Origin of the sequence: Methylobacter sp. (genome assembly GCF_004322395.1) — a bacterium.
Classification (GTDB): Bacteria; Pseudomonadota; Gammaproteobacteria; order Methylococcales; family Methylomonadaceae; genus Methylobacter_A.
Map to the genome: position 1 here is coordinate 15,162 of NZ_SCTW01000039.1, position 15,521 is coordinate 30,682.

Sequence of the window (15,521 nt, forward strand, 5' to 3'; positions counted from 1 at the left end):
ATTTTATCCTTCTTCTATTGAAAATCTGACCGGCACTACCACCGATGCGCTGACCGCTTGGTCGCCGCGTTTGGCAGGAACAAACCGCCATTTTTTGACGGCTTCCAACGCAGCCTCGTCAAGTCTGTCCGAGCCGCTGCCGGTTTGCAGTTCTACGGAACCGGCTGCGCCGTCCGCCGTTACCTGTACGTTCAGCAATACCAGGCCTTCTTCGCCCAATCGCCGTGAGACTGACGGATATTTCGGAGCCGGATTATTTAAATAAGCCGCATTGAAGTTAGGCGACTGGTATGACTGCGTTTCTGCCGGTTTGTTGCTTGTTGCTTTGGTTTTTTGTTGGGCAACAGGCGAATCTGTTGTTGCAGCGGGTGCGGATGTTTGTTCCACCGGCGGAGTTACTGGCTGACTTGTTTGTTTTACTAGCGGTACAACAGGTTTAGTAACCGGTTTGACTTTTTTCTTGACCGGTTTTTGCTCCTTTGCTACAGGCTGGGCGGTCGGCATCGGCTTTTCCGGCGTTGTTTGCGGCGCGCTCACCAAGCTAATCATAATGGGCACTGCAGGCGTCTCAATCGATAAAGACTCCGATTGCGGACGTAATGCCGCAAACACTGCCAAATGCGCGCACACCACCAGACCCAGTGCGGCCCATGGACGGTCATTGACGCGTGTAACCCCGCCGTAATTAATATTTCCCAGCCTGGGTGCCTGACTGTTTTCCAGCAAATAGAAAGTAGTTGCCGGGAAGATTATTTTAGTGAACACGGCCGAGCCTCATAGGATGGCTGCCATTTGCCGATGATGAATCCTGCATCTGGGCAAGTCGCACTTTGGCATGGTTTAAGACTGAGCTGAGTATGTGTAACGATTCGGAATTGGTGCGTATTGTCGATGTGCCCAGATTTATCTCTAATGTGCCGCAATCAGGACAAAATACCACGCGACAATCCCCGTTACCTGAAAGCCCTACTTTCTTGTGTCGTTTATTTGAATTCATTGATTTCGCCACCCAAATGTTAGGCAACTGCTATAGAGCAGTGCGCATCTTTGACATTGGCTGGCTAACAACACGTGAAAGTGTTGGGTGGCTGGCTATTCTTTATTTATTAGTTGCACTTTATTGTCGGCATGCTCATTCCTCAATATCAGGAGAGAGATGACGGCAAGAAAATAGCCTGCCGACAATAAAGTGCAATAACTAAATTATTTGGTCAGGATTAATTTACCCTGACGTGTCAAACGCAAACGGTATTCTTCACCGGCATGTTCGATGACAACCTCACGCCCGGTACCAAATAATTCCGCGCTATGTAATCGCTGTCGTAAAGCCGGTGTTATATCCTGCTTTGCAGAAAGCGCTAAATTCGGAGATTCGATAGTGTCGGATAGTTTTTTGTTCATGGATACAAATAATAATGATTATCATTTGGCGAGTCAACATTTGTTGGCTTTTTCTGCAAATCACTCAACAATTAGTATGTAATCCTATATCGGATAGCACATGTTTAATCGGTCATTGATGTCAATCAGTGTCGGAAAATAGTCAGATAATAGAGTGATAAACAGGAAATTCGACGACTAGCTTATTTAACACTTAATAATAATTATATATATGATTTATAAGTAAAATTTATAATATTTCTGATTTTAAGCCTATAGAAACAAAATCTAAGAGTATTTACGTATTGCCAAACTCTGAACTTTTCTTACAAGTTAGAATATATAAAGGTGGCTGTATCTTGCCAACGCGAGTATTTTAGTTTGAAATTACTTCCTGACTGGGCCATTGCAAGTTACACACGGCAATAATTATAAAAATAACCAAGAGTTAAGCGCATATGAACTATCAAGATATGACCTCTCCACCGGATCTGACATTAAGCACCGGAACTGGCCCGCTGCAACGGCGGGTGCCTGTTTATGAAGACTATCTGCCGCCCTGCAATAATGCTTGTCCGGCCGGTGAAAATATTCAGGCTTGGTTGGATTTGGCGCAAGCAGGGCGTTATCAGGAAGCCTGGAACCAACTGCTGGAGAATAACCCGATGCCCGCCGTGCATGGCCGTGTTTGTTACCATCCTTGCGAGTCGGCCTGTAACCGTGTTGTGGTAGACGGCGCGGTCAGCATTCATGCGGTTGAGCGTTTTTTGGGGGATATGGCTTTTGAACAGGGTTGGACGCCACAAATCGTCGGCGAAAAATCTAACAAGCGCGTGTTGGTAGTTGGGGCAGGCCCCAGCGGATTGTCGGCGGCTTATCATCTTGCCCGGTTTGGGCATGAAGTTGAAATCAGGGACGCGCAACCGATAGCAGGCGGCATGATGCATTTTGGTATTCCGTCTTACCGGTTGCCGCGAGAAGTGTTGGCGGCCGAAGTTAAGCGTATTGAGGATATGGGTGTAAAGATCACGCTGAATCGGAAAATTGAAGATTTAAAAGCTGAAAAAGAAGCCGGGGGCTTTGACGCGGTTTTTGTCGCGGTAGGCGCCCATATCGGACGCTCGATTGACATACCTTTATATAGTGAAAGCGACACCAGGGATGCGGTCACTTTCCTGCGCAATATCGGTTTGGGCAAACCGTCCAAAATCGGTAAACGGGTTGCCGTATATGGCGGCGGCAATACCGCAATGGATGCGGCGCGAACCGCTAAACGGCTAGGAGCGGAAACCATGGTCATTTATCGGCGCGACCGCAAAAACATGCCGGCGCATGATTTCGAAGCCGCCGAAGCAATGGAAGAAGGCGTGGTGTTTCACTGGTTGCGTTCCATCGTAGGCATTGATGGCAGTCACATTCAGGTTGAAATCATGAACCTGGACGATAAGGGGCGTCCACAACCCAGTGGCGAGTTTGAAATCATTGAAGCCGATACGCTGATTCTGGCACTGGGGCAAAATATCGATTCCGAGTTGTTAAAAACCTTTCCGGAAATTGAACCGCAAAGCGACGGTGTGGTTGCCGTTAACGAAAACATGATGACTGCTGCGGAAGGCGTTTTTGCCGGAGGCGATATGGTGCCCAGCTTGCGCACCGTTACCATTGCCACCGGACACGGCAAAAAAGCCGCCAGGAATATCGACGCATACCTGCGCGGCACCCAATATCAGCATCCCGGCAAAAAACACATTGTCCTGCATGAAGAACTCAATCTTTGGTACAGCACCGATGCCGACCAGTCGGAACAACCAACCATGTCGCCGCTAGTGCGAAATAAAAACTTCGACGAAGTGCTGGGCGGTTTAACTCAGGATGAGGCAACCTACGAAGCCAGCCGTTGTTATTCCTGCGGCAATTGCTTCGAATGTGATGGTTGTTACGGCGCCTGCCCGGAAGGCGCTATTATCAAACTGGGTAAAGGTAAATTCTACGAAGTGAATTATGCCCTTTGCACAGGTTGTACGGCCTGTACTTTGCAGTGTCCGACCGCTGCAATCCACATGATTGACAAATAGTAACTAAAGATAGAACGCGGATGGGACGGATAATCGCTGATTTCAAGAGCGCAAACTGCTTTAAAAATCCGTGTAAATCCGCTTAATCAGCGTCATCCGCGTTCATATTATTGAATAGTTACAAATAAACTTTAGTTGCTAGGAAATTCACCATGACCAAACAAGTTACTATCGATGGCGGCGAAGCGGCTGCCTATGTTGCGTACAGAACCAATGAAGTCTGCGCAGTATTCCCTATCACCCCTTCCTCATCCATGGCCGAGTTTTGCGAGCAATGGACGACGGAGCATAAAACCAATCTTTGGGGGGCCGTTCCCACTATCGCCGAAATGCAAAGCGAAGGCGGAGCTGCCGGAACCTTGCACGGTGCCTTGCAAACCGGCGCATTAGCCACAACTTTCACCGCATCACAGGGATTGTTGCTGATGATCCCCAATATGTACAAGATTGCCGGTGAGCTGACTTCGACCGTCATTCATGTCGCGGCGCGTTCGTTGGCGACACAAGGCCTGTCTATTTTCGGCGATCATCAGGATGTGATGAGCGTGCGCATGACCGGTTTTGCGCTGCTGGCTTCCTGTAATGTCCAGGAAGCTCACGATATGGCGTTAATCGCTCAAGCTGTTACTTTAAAATCACGTGTTCCGTTTTTGCATTTTTTCGATGGTTTCAGGACTTCGCACGAAATCAACAAAATCACCCTGCTGGAAGATGAGCAAATCAGGGCCATGATCGATGATGACTTGGTTTTTGCGCATCGGGAGCGAGCGTTAAACCCTGACCGGCCGATGATGCGAGGTACTGCGCAAAACCCTGACACTTATTTTCAGGGCCGTGAAAGTTCGAATATTTATTACGAACGCACTGTTGAGCTATTCGACCAGACATTAAAACAGTTTGAGCAGGTTACAGGCCGGGCCTATAAAGCCTTTGAATACTTTGGTTCCGAAACGGCCGAGCGCATTATTATCATGATCGGTTCCGGGGTTGAAACTGCTGTCGCTACCGCGGAAAAGCTTAACGCAAAAGGCGAGAACGTCGGCGTACTGAACGTGCGTCTGTATCGACCATTCAGTGCCAAAAATTTTCTGGCGGCGCTGCCGGAATCGGTGCGCCATATCGCGGTACTCGATAGAACCAAAGAGCCGGGCAGCAGTGGCGAACCGTTATATAAAGATGTGATTGCAGAGTTAAGCCAAGCTTTTGCCAATGGTCATCTTAAGACCATGCCGAAAGTGATAGGCGGCCGTTACGGTCTGTCCAGTAAGGAATTTACGCCATCGATGGTGGCTAGAGTTTACCGGGAACTGCAAGCCGAACATCCAAAGAATGGTTTTACGATCGGTATTAACGATGACGTGACTTTTACCAGTCTTGCAGTGACAGAGCAGATGGATATAGAGCCGGACAGCGTGGTGCGAGCGGTATTTTACGGTCTGGGTTCCGACGGCACCGTTGGCGCCAACAAAAACAGCATCAAAATTATCGGCAACGAACCTCAGTATTTCGCCCAGGGGTATTTCGTTTACGATTCGAAAAAAGCCGGTTCGCAAACGGTATCGCATTTGCGATTCGGCCCGGAACCCATCAAAGCGCCTTACCTGATTGAATCGGCCAACTTTGTTGCTTGCCACGACTTCAATTTTATCGAGACTACCGATATGTTGGAGCGGGCCAAACAGGGCGCAACGTTCCTGTTAAACAGCCCGTTCGATGCCGAGCATATTTGGCGGCATTTGCCCGCTTCCGTGCAAAAACAACTGATCGACAAAGACATTCAGTTTTATGTGATCGATGCGGTCAACGTAGCTCGGCAAACCGGCATGGGCAGACGCATTAACACAGTGATGCAGACCTGTTTCTTTGCGTTGTCCGGGGTTATGCCTAAAGATGAAGCCATCAAAAAAATCAAGCAATACGCCGAGAAAACTTATGCCCGTAAAGGCCCGGAAGTCGTACAGAAAAATTTTGAGGCGATAGACCAGTCGTTGGCGCATTTGGAAAAAGTAACGCTACCTTCAACAGTGACCGCGTTGGCCGATACCGGCCTCGGGAAATTCGCCAACGCGTCGCGCTTTGTGCAGGAAGTAACAGCAGAAATGACTGCCGGCCGGGGCGACTGGATTCCGGTCAGCTTTTTGCCGGTCGACGGCACTTATCCGACCGGCACTACCCAATGGGAAAAGCGCAATATTGCCCAGGATATTCCGATCTGGGAATCCGATGTGTGCATACAATGCGGCAACTGTTCTGCAGTTTGTCCGCATGCCGCTATTCGCGCCAAGTTTTACGCAAAAGATCTTCTGGAACAGGCGCCGGAAGGCTTTAAAACCACGAATGTCACCTCGCACGGCTTCCCCGACACCCGCTACACGCTGCAAGTTTTCCCGGAAGATTGCACCGGTTGCGGTTTGTGCGTAAAAGCTTGCCCTGCTGTTTCGGAAAACGACGCCAATATCAGAGCAATCAATATGACACCCAAGGCCGAGCATTTTGAAATCGAGAAAAGAGCCGTGGCTTTCTTTGAAAGCCTGCCTTACAACGACCGCGCTCGTGTCGATTTCTCGAATGTTCGAGGCGTGCAATTTCTACAACCGCTGTTCGAGTTTTCCAGCGCTTGTTCAGGCTGCGGCGAAACGCCTTATTTGAAAATGATCAGCCAGCTATTCGGCGACCGCATCCTGGCGGCCAATGCCACCGGGTGCTCGTCCATATACGGCGGTAACCTGCCGACCACGCCGTGGTCGCAGAACTCCGAAGGCAAAGGCCCCGCCTGGTCCAACTCATTATTCGAAGATAATGCCGAATTCGGCTACGGCTACAGGCTGACTACCGACCAACACGTTGCGATGGCGCATCGGCTATTAACTGAATTAAGGGATGAATTAGATTCAACGCTGGTAGATGAAATACTCGCAGCGCCCCAAAGCAAAGAAAGCGACATTCGCAAACAGCGCGCTCGGGTTACGCAACTGCGTGTGCAATTGGAAAAGCTGGGCAATCACAAGGCTAAGGAATTGTTATCGATCATCGATCATTTTGTACGTCGCAGTATCTGGATTATCGGCGGCGACGGCTGGGCGTATGACATTGGCTATGGCGGCATCGATCAAGTGCTGGCAACCGGCTCGGACATCAACATTCTGGTCATGGATACCGAAGTTTATTCCAATACCGGCGGACAGGCTTCGAAGTCTACGCCTATCGGCGCAGTCGCTAAATTCGCCACGGACGGTAAAGTAACGCCGAAAAAAGACCTGGCGCTGCAAGCCATAGCCTATGGAAATGTTTATGTCGCTAGGATTGCGCTGGGCGCGAGTCCGCAGCAGGCGCTGCAAGCTTTCCGTGAAGCCGAAGCTTACAACGGCCCGTCTTTGATTATTGCCTACAGCCCCTGCATCGCTCACGGTATAAATTTGGAAAACGGCTTGGAACAACAGGAAATGGCCGTAAAATCAGGCTACTGGCCACTATATCGCTACAACCCAACCCTGCGCGGCGAGGGCAAAAACCCGTTTGTCCTGGACTCCTTGCGTCCGACTATTGCATTGAGAGACTATGCCTACAACGAAACCCGCTACAGTAGCTTAAGGCGCACTAACCTGGAGCAAGCCGACCGGCTGATGGATTTTGCACAGAAAGTGGTCGATCAAAAATGGGCGCTTTATGAGGAAATGGCCACTCGCAGCGAGCATGAGTTTATGCCGGATACTCGGATAGCTAGGAAATTATAAGTCGGGTAAGTAGGACATAAAATGCATGTCATGCCTTAACTGTTTCGCTTTGGTTGGAACAGTTAAGGTAGGGTAAGCGATTTTATCGAGTTCGATTAGAAAGTTTTGGAGTTGTATTTTTAGCCTCCCTAAAAGGTTGCTATCAAATTTCAAATGCTATAGCATCAGGTCTAACGGATTGCTGGGGTGGCATTATACACCGGTAATTGAAATTTAATATCACCTAAAAAGGTGTCTACTTTACATTAGCTGACCAAATGATTACCTCATGGCTATCTTTAGCATTTGATGCTGCAAGGCATACGTTCGCAATCGTCTGTGTCTTTGAGGGTGTTCGCCGCATCAGCACCTTTGGCGTATCCAAAATTGCGGTGTTCTCTGCAGTATTTGGGCTTCTCTATTGCATTGGGTATGCTGGCTTCAGCTATTGGGCTCATAATTTCCAGCGCGACGCGTCAGTTCTTTTGCATAAAGGGGTGGTCGTTCCAGAGCTTCCAACTGATTGGGGTACAAACCTTCCTCCGCAGCAAAGAGCCAACTCAAGCCTTATGCTTGCCCGTGTGGCATTCAGTGAGTATGGCCAGCTTAGGTACTATTTCGACGAAACAGGAAAAAAACTACTGTTTTTGCCCACTCAAGCCGACCTCGACCACCGAGAACAAAAGGTCGCACAACTCGCACAGCTTGACTATGCCGCAAAGGAAAATTCAGAAAATCCTGCGCGGTGGTTATTCTTTGCTATCGCTGCAGCCCTATTTGGTTTTGGTTGGTCGCGGGGCGGGTCAGCAACCCTGCGCTAAATCGCGCCCCTTAGCTCCATGTGTGTGCCGGGCATGGCACGTTTAGTGAGACGGTTTTAACAGTAGGGCAGAGGAGTGAATTTGCAAACACACCCTCCGCCATTAATGATACTTACGGCGCGTAATGCGTTTCAATATACCGCTGTACGATTTCCTGAAACTCTTCGGCGATTCTGTCGCCTTTCAGCGTAACCGTTTTTTCGCCGTCTTCATAAACCGGCGCTACCGGGGTTTCGCCGGTGCCGGGCAGGCTGATGCCGATATTGGCGTTTTTACTTTCGCCGGGCCCGTTGACTACGCAACCCATAACCGCGACTTCCATGGTTTCAACACCCGGATATTGGGTGCGCCATACCGGCATTTGATCGCGTAAATAGCCTTGTATGTCCATCGCCAGTTTCTGGAAATAATCGCTGGTGGTGCGGCCGCAACCGGGGCAGGAGATAACCATCGGAGTGAATGAACGAAAGCCCATGGTTTGCAGGATTTCCTGGCCGACAATGACTTCCTGGGTTCTGGATGCGCCGGGTTCCGGCGTCAAGGAAATGCGGATAGTGTCGCCTATGCCTTGCTGCATTAACACTGATAAAGCCGCAGCCGATGAGACGATGCCTTTGGAGCCCATGCCCGCTTCGGTCAGTCCCAGATGCAATGCGTAATCGCAACGGCTGGAAAGGTCTTGATAGATTTCGATTAGTTCCTGCACATTGCTGATTTTGCAAGACAGGATGATTTTGTCTTTGCCGAGTCCAAGTTCCTCGGCTTTAGCGGCGCTTTCAAGTGCGGACAGCACTATTGCTTTGCGGGTGACAGCGGCTAAAGGCTCGGGTGTTGCAAGACTCCTGTTTTCATCCAGTAAACGGGTTAACACCGATTGATCCAAGCTGCCGCCGTTGACGCCGATGCGTACCGGTTTGTTGTATTGGCAGGCAAATTCAATCATTTGCTGAAATTGCGGGTCACGGCTTTTGCCGCGTCCTACGTTGCCTGGATTAATGCGGTATTTGTCCAAAGCCTGTGCGCAGTCCGGGTATTTTTCCAGCAGTTTATGGCCGTTGAAATGAAAGTCGCCGACTATCGGGGTCGAGTTACCTTTTTTGTCTAGTTGATTGCGGATTTCGGCGACGGCTGCTGCCGCTTCTTCGGAATTGACGGTGATGCGGACAAGCTCGGAACCGGCTGCGGCCAATTCGATAATTTGGTTGACGGTTGCAGTAACGTTGGCGGTATCGGTATTGGTCATCGACTGAACAACGATAGGCGCGCCGCCGCCGACTTTAACATCGCCGATTAAAACTTGATGGGTGATTTTTCTAAGGCTAATAGACATATACGAAATCTTTTTGAAAAAGGTTACAGTTATCTGGATAAAATTTTGTTAAATTATACGCCGATACAGGCTATTAAGTAGAGTTTAGTGTGAGGATTAATTATTTTTCAGATGTACATTTGGAGTTTGGGTCGCTGGAAGCGCCGAATAATGACGCCGACATCATTGTCGCAGCTGGCGATATTGGCGTTGGTACACAAGGCGTTGACTGGCTGAAGGCATTAAATAAGCCTGTTATTTATATTGCGGGTAATCACGAATTTTATAATCATGAATATCGGCAAACGCTACAGTCGATCCGTAGGCAATGTGTAGGCAGCAATATCCATTTTCTTGAAAACGACAGCTTTATATTTCAAGACGTGCGTTTTTTGGGTTGTACGTTATGGACCGATTTGTTTGTTGAAGGTGATAATAAAGCGGAGGCTTTAGGCAAGACTTTAAATGATTTCAGGCGGATTCGATTCATCGAAAAATCTTTTGATTCGGTAGAGTTTAGTCATTTGCATCAAAGTTCGAAAGAGTGGCTGAAACAGCAATTAGCTCAGCCGTTTTCAGGAAAAACTGTCGTCATAACGCATCACGCTCCTTCCTTGTGGAGTTGGAATGATTTGGCTTATGAGCTAAAAAAACTGGCTTATTGTAATGACTTGAAATCGTTGCTGCATGAATACGAGATTGCGGCCTGGTTCCACGGTCATGTGCACAGTCCGGCGGATTATCGCATATCCGGCGCTAGAATATTGTGCAATCCCAGAGGCTATTTCGGTAAAAAAGTTGTACCCGGTTTTGACCAGAACAAAATTGTGGAGGTTTAGACTTATGCAAAACTGCTTTGATAATTTTATAGCTTGTTTTATGAGTTAATATTAAAAAACATTGACTTATAAAGCCTGTTTTTCTACTGTTCGACAAATAGCTTTCAGCGACGGGCGGACGATATGAAATCGGAGTATACAGCTGAGTTTCGTTTCTATGGAGAACTGAACGATTTTTTTCCGCCTCAGCAGCGTAAGCGAACTATCCTTTATCGCTTTAGCAACCATCCAGGAATCAAGGATCCCATCGAAGTCTTCGGGGTGCCTCACACCGAAGTAGAGTTGATCGTCGTCAATGGTCAATCGGTAGGATTCGGCTATCAACTGCAGGACGGCGACCGTGTTGCCGTTTACCCCGTTTTTAGTAGTTTGGACATCAGTTCATTAATCAGTTTGCGCGAAAAAACTTCGCACAATCCCCGCTTCATTTTGGATGTGAATCTGGGCAAACTTGCCAAACTCATGCGTTTGTTGGGTTTCGATAGTCTCTATCGCAACGACTACCGGGATGCGGATGTAGTGAATATTGCGGTGAATGAGCAGCGCATCGTGTTGACCAGAGACCGCCGCCTTTTGTATGTCAAGCATATCAGTCATGGTTATTGGGTGCGTGCGGTAGACGTTAAAAGTCAGATCGATGAAGTTCTGCGCCGCTTCGACCTGCACGGCTTGATCCATCCTTTTGCCCGATGCCTGATTTGCAACGGTGTGATAATGCCGGTTGCTAAAGCGGATATTTTAGATCACCTCAAACCTAAGACCCGGCTTTACTATGAGGTCTTCCATCAATGCGCAAATTGTCGACGAATTTATTGGGAAGGTTCTCATATGGAGGATATGTGGCAACGCTACGCCGGGTATCTGGTACCGAAAGATGCAAATGCGATATTTTAATAATTGATGTTACGCGGTTAATCGAATTTAGCCGTTATTAATATTTATTTAAAGTGTCGCTAGCGCGACGATTTATTTAAATCGGGTTCTCGCACGCGAAGGCGAGTTACTTTCTTTTGCGTCGCCAAAAGAAAGTAACCAAAGAAAAGGCGAGCCGGGTTGCCGCTTAGCTCCTGCGCTCCTCGCTTTTGCCGAGGGTCAGCAGAAGGGGCTCCTGCCCCTCTGCTGACGTGCGGCATCCCTGCCGCACCCCTCACGGGCTGTTCTCGGCAAAAGCTCCGGTGCTCGGCGCGGCAAACGGGAGAGATACCGTCCGTGCATACATCAATGAATAATTTATTACTTGAAAAATTGTAGTTAGTCCACGAAAGGCACGAAAAGCACTAAATTTCGAGGTTTAAATTATTTTATAGATTTATGTGAGCATTCAACGCAATAGAAGATAAAAGTGACGAACTTTTGAAAGGTGATGAGTATAATCAAATTATGGCGTTAAAAAGTTCAGAGGTTGTGGATTATGGATAAGATCAATAAAACTAAAACTGAAGATCGAAGAGGTTTTTTTCGGATTAATGATGAAGTTAATCTTTTTTATAACAAAATAGATGAAAAACTGGTGACTGAACCGCACCATGTTTCCGACAATATCTTGAATAGCTGTTCATTGTCTACAGCGCTTGAAACGGTGTCCCAGGATTCCCTTGTACTGTTGCGCAGACTGGAAAAGAATCTACCGGATGTAGCGGATTATTTAAGATTAATGGAAACTAAAATCGACCTTCTTGCTCAGGCCATTATGATGCAAGGCTTTCAATTCAAGGAAAACGATACTCGCAACGTAAACATCAGCGCAACGGGCATGGCTTTTAATTGCGAAAAAGCGCTTAAACAAGGCGATTATCTGGAAATCAAGATGATGCTGGTATCCAGCATGATTGTGATTGTGACTTACGGCAGGGTTGTTTACTGCACAAGCAGTCAATCAAGCGATAGTCAGTATAATTATTTTGTTGGCGTTGATTTTATCAATATGAAGGATGATGATAAGGAATTATTAATTAAATATGTTATCAAAAAACAATTGAAACAGATCAGGGATAAAAAACAGGTTACCAATAATTCATAAGCGAATTGTGAATATTTCAGATAAGCAAAAAAAAATTCTTACCCTATTGGCAGACGGAGAATTTCATTCCGGCACTGAGTTAGCCGAGGCCTTGGGTATCAGCCGGTCAGCCGTTTGGAAGCAGCTGAACGGCTTGGCCGAATTTGGTCTCTCGCACTCGGCGGTTAGCGGTAAAGGTTATCGGCTCGATAAATCGCTGGAGTTGTTAGTAACGTCAAAAATCAATGAAGCCGTCAGTAGTCAGGCCGGCGCGCTGATTTCATCGCTGGAAATTCACGATCAAATCGATTCAACCAACCGCTATTTAGTCGAATGTTCTCAAAATAATGCGCCTTCAGGCTCGGTCTGTTTCGCCGAATATCAAACGGCGGGCAAAGGCAGGCGAGGACGCCAATGGGTTTCGCCTTACGGGTGCAATATTTATATGTCGATACTCTGGCGCTTCCAGCAGGGGCCTGCTGCCATTTCAGGCTTAAGTCTGGCTATCGGAGTAGCGGTCATCAGGGCTTTAAAGCAGCATCAAATAGACGATATAAACCTCAAATGGCCTAATGACATCTATAGCCAAGGCAAAAAACTGGGCGGTATTTTGGTTGAGGTTTCGGGCGAGACTGAAGGTCCGTGCGCCGCTGTTATCGGCTTGGGATTAAATTTGTTTGTAGCGGAAGCGGAAGCTGAAAGCATCAACCAAGCCTGGACTGATTTAAGTAAAATCACCGGGCGAACCCGGCTGTTCAGGAACAAGTTGGCCGGCACTTTGTTAAACCATCTGATGCCGGTTATTGCCGAGTATGAAAGCGTCGGCATTGCCGCTCATCTCGATGAATGGCGCAGCTACGATTGCCTGACCGGAAAATCCGCAACTTTGTTTATCGGCCAGCAACAATTTGAGGGCATCGTGCAGGGTATCGACGATAACGGCATGTTGTTGATTGAACGTCCCGATGGCAGTGTGCAGACTTTTGCCTCCGGCGAAGTCAGTTTTAACGGTTCATCGCCGCAATGAATTTGCTGATTGATATGGGCAACACCCGGTTAAAGTGGGCGATGACGACCGCCGGTAAAATCATGACCGGATCGACTTTAATGAATGACCAGATTAATCGGGATAATCTGTTTCGGCTTTGGAAAGGCGTCTACCGCCCTAGGCGTATTGCCGTTTCCTGTGTAAGTGCAAACCGGCTGTTCGAACTTGTCCAGTCGGTAGCGCATGAACTTTGGCTTGATGTGGATATTATTCCGGTTAAATCCCAAGCCCAAGCATTTGGCGTAATTAACGCTTACCAACAGCCTGAAAAGCTGGGCGTTGACCGTTGGCTGACTTTAATTGCCGTTTGGCAGAAATATCAGAGCCAGGCCTGCATTGTCGATTGCGGAACGGCGTTAACCGTGGATTTAATCGACGCCTATGGCAAGCATCAAGGAGGTCTGATTTGCCCCGGTTTGACACTGATGAAAAAATCTCTCGGTCAAGGAACCGAGGCGTTGCCATATAGCGAAGCAAGCCATGAACTCGGTCCGGCTAACTTTACCGAAGCCGCAATTTACAGCGGCACCTTAATTGCTGCGCTTGGTTTGATTGAACATGTGCTGGCAAAACAACCCAAAAATATGCAACTGATTTTAACCGGCGGCGATGCCGGACTTGTCGCCGGACAGCTCGGTAGAGCATCCATCGTTGAGCCGGATTTGGTGTTGCAGGGATTGCTGTGCGTTTTGGAAGGACACCTATGAAGATCCTGTTTTTTCTGGCGGTATTGGCTAACGTTGTGCTGTTTATGTGGGAATTCAAATACGGCGCGTTTGAACGGGCTAACCGCGCTTCGCAACAAGAAGGTCAAGAGCGGATCTTATTGATCAGTGAGTTGCAAGTTGACCGAGCGGTTTCGGATGGGTCTATAACGGATGTTGATTTTACCTCATTATATCCGCCGGATTTGGATCCGTTGGCCGATAATTTATTGACTGAGCAATTAGAACTTGAAGATTTCACCGGCGAACTTATGTTCTCCGCTCAATCGCAAAACGAGATAATCGTCCCGCCAAAGCCCTAGAACTTAATTTACTTATCGTGCTAAACATCATCTGGATTTGCTTTTTCCTCGCCGCTTTTTGCACCGCGCTGTTCAAACTGGTTTTTTTAGGCGACCAACAGGTTTTTGCGCAAATCATGGAAGCCATGTTTGCGTTGTCGAAATCGGCTTTCGAAATATCGCTAGGCCTGACCGGCGTACTGGCTTTATGGCTGGGCGTTATGCGCATCGGCGAAAAAAGCGGTTTTATTTTGCTGTTAACCAAAGGCCTCACGCCGCTATTTAGCCGGTTAATGCCTGATGTGCCTAAAGGCCATCCTGCTTTGGGCGCTATCGTGATGAACATTTCCGCCAATGCGCTGGGCCTGGATAATGCCGCAACGCCCCTCGGCATCAAGGCGATGCAGGAACTGCAAATGCTCAATCCCAATCCCGAAACCGCCAGCAACGCGCAAATTCTGTTTTTGGTGATCAACACCGCGGGCGTTACGTTGTTTCCGGTGACGATTTTTACTTACCGCGCCCAACTGGGGGCTGCGAATCCGACCGACGTATTCATCCCAATCCTGATCGCCACCTATGTCGGTACGATGGTAGGGTTGTTTACCGTTGCCTATGTGCAAAAAATCAACCTGCTGGATAAGGTTATCCTGGCTTATCTTGGTGGCTTTTCGTTAGTTGTCGGCGGCATACTGGCTTATTTTTCAGGCTTACCGCAACAGCAGATGCTCGAGCAATCCGCGCTTATCAGTAATTTCATCTTGTTTTCTTTGGTCATCACTTTTATTCTCGGTGCGATTAACAAAGAGATTAATGCCTACGAAGCTTTCATTGAAGGCGCCAAAGAAGGCTTTCAAACCGCAGTTACGATTATCCCTTATCTGGTTGCGATGCTAGTTGCGATAGGCGTGTTCAGGGCCAGCGGCGCCCTGGATTTACTGGCCGATTTAGCACGAGCTGCCGTGCATTATTTCATGCTCGACGACCGCTTCGTCGATGCGCTGCCTACCGCATTAATGAAGCCGTTCAGCGGCAGCGGGGCCAGGGCGATGATGATCGATACCATGAAAACCATGGGCGCTGATTCATTTGCCGGGCGCTTATCATCGATCGTGCAAGGCAGCACCGAAACTACGTTTTATGTACTGGCGATTTACTTCGGTTCGGTCGGCATCAAACATATTCGCCATGCGGCCGCGTGTGGGATAATAGCCGACTTTGCGGGCATTGTTGCGTCCATTTTTGTCGCATATTGGTTTTTTGGCTAAAGGCTAAAGGCTAAAGGCTAAAGGCGAAAGGCGAAAGGCGAAAGGCGAAAGGCGAAAGGCGAA

The 15,521-nt window shown here is 48.2% G+C and carries 14 protein-coding genes; 10 read left to right on the top strand and 4 right to left on the bottom strand.

All coding sequences use genetic code 11. The features are described 5' to 3' along the window. Positions 1-3: 3 nt before the first annotated feature. The 3 genes from EPO18_RS05585 to hemP form a co-directional block, all read right to left on the bottom strand. Positions 4-765, bottom strand: coding sequence for an energy transducer TonB (locus EPO18_RS05585; RefSeq protein WP_292431687.1), 762 nt, complete (start codon positions 763-765; stop codon positions 4-6). Next, positions 755-997: a hypothetical protein gene (locus EPO18_RS05590; protein WP_292431690.1), complete on the bottom strand. Its 243-nt coding sequence runs from the start codon at positions 995-997 to the stop codon at positions 755-757. The genes EPO18_RS05585 and EPO18_RS05590 overlap by 11 nt, the downstream gene beginning before the upstream one ends. Before the next feature lie 206 nt (positions 998-1,203). Next, positions 1,204-1,401: a hemin uptake protein HemP gene (gene hemP / locus EPO18_RS05595; RefSeq protein ID WP_292431693.1), complete on the bottom strand. Its 198-nt coding sequence runs from the start codon at positions 1,399-1,401 to the stop codon at positions 1,204-1,206. 437 nt (positions 1,402-1,838) lie between these two features. Between hemP and EPO18_RS05600 the strand changes: the two genes are divergently transcribed. From EPO18_RS05600 to EPO18_RS05610, 3 genes are all read left to right on the top strand, one after another. Further along, complete coding sequence (locus EPO18_RS05600) at positions 1,839-3,455, top strand: NAD(P)-binding protein (RefSeq protein ID WP_292431695.1); 1,617 nt, start codon at positions 1,839-1,841, stop codon at positions 3,453-3,455. 152 nt (positions 3,456-3,607) lie between these two features. Next, positions 3,608-7,189, top strand: coding sequence for a pyruvate:ferredoxin (flavodoxin) oxidoreductase (gene nifJ, locus EPO18_RS05605; protein WP_292431698.1), 3,582 nt, complete (start codon positions 3,608-3,610; stop codon positions 7,187-7,189). Between the two features lie 257 nt (positions 7,190-7,446). Beyond that, positions 7,447-7,989 carry a hypothetical protein gene (locus EPO18_RS05610; RefSeq protein ID WP_292431701.1) on the top strand — a complete coding sequence of 181 codons (543 nt, stop codon included), beginning with the start codon at positions 7,447-7,449 and terminating at the stop codon, positions 7,987-7,989. Positions 7,990-8,101: 112 nt separating this feature from the next. On the opposite strand, the gene ispG is transcribed toward EPO18_RS05610, so the two are convergent. Next, the gene (gene ispG / locus EPO18_RS05615) at positions 8,102-9,319 is read right to left on the bottom strand and encodes a flavodoxin-dependent (E)-4-hydroxy-3-methylbut-2-enyl-diphosphate synthase (RefSeq protein WP_292431704.1); all 1,218 of its coding nucleotides are present in this window, start codon (positions 9,317-9,319) and stop codon (positions 8,102-8,104) included. An 89-nt stretch (positions 9,320-9,408) separates the two neighbouring features. On the opposite strand from ispG, the gene EPO18_RS05620 reads away from it, so the two are divergent. From EPO18_RS05620 to EPO18_RS05650, 7 genes are all read left to right on the top strand, one after another. Continuing rightward, positions 9,409-10,137 (top strand): metallophosphoesterase, encoded by a 729-nt coding sequence (locus EPO18_RS05620; RefSeq protein WP_292431707.1) that lies wholly within the window; start codon positions 9,409-9,411, stop codon positions 10,135-10,137. A gap of 123 nt (positions 10,138-10,260) precedes the next feature. Further along, positions 10,261-11,031, top strand: coding sequence for a Mut7-C RNAse domain-containing protein (locus tag EPO18_RS05625; RefSeq protein WP_292431710.1), 771 nt, complete (start codon positions 10,261-10,263; stop codon positions 11,029-11,031). A gap of 517 nt (positions 11,032-11,548) precedes the next feature. Further along, a complete protein-coding gene (locus tag EPO18_RS05630) occupies positions 11,549-12,157 on the top strand; it encodes a PilZ domain-containing protein (protein WP_292431713.1) in 609 nt (202 codons plus the stop codon). A 7-nt stretch (positions 12,158-12,164) separates the two neighbouring features. Next, complete coding sequence (birA, locus tag EPO18_RS05635; protein ID WP_292431716.1) at positions 12,165-13,163, top strand: bifunctional biotin--[acetyl-CoA-carboxylase] ligase/biotin operon repressor BirA; 999 nt, start codon at positions 12,165-12,167, stop codon at positions 13,161-13,163. Continuing rightward, entirely contained in the window at positions 13,160-13,891 is a 732-nt protein-coding gene (locus EPO18_RS05640; protein WP_292431719.1) for a type III pantothenate kinase, read from the top strand. The genes birA and EPO18_RS05640 overlap by 4 nt, the downstream gene beginning before the upstream one ends. Then, positions 13,888-14,211 (top strand): hypothetical protein, encoded by a 324-nt coding sequence (locus tag EPO18_RS05645; RefSeq protein ID WP_292431722.1) that lies wholly within the window; start codon positions 13,888-13,890, stop codon positions 14,209-14,211. The genes EPO18_RS05640 and EPO18_RS05645 overlap by 4 nt, the downstream gene beginning before the upstream one ends. 17 nt (positions 14,212-14,228) lie before the next feature. Further along, positions 14,229-15,458: a nucleoside recognition domain-containing protein gene (locus EPO18_RS05650; RefSeq protein WP_292431726.1), complete on the top strand. Its 1,230-nt coding sequence runs from the start codon at positions 14,229-14,231 to the stop codon at positions 15,456-15,458. Positions 15,459-15,521: the final 63 nt, after the last annotated feature.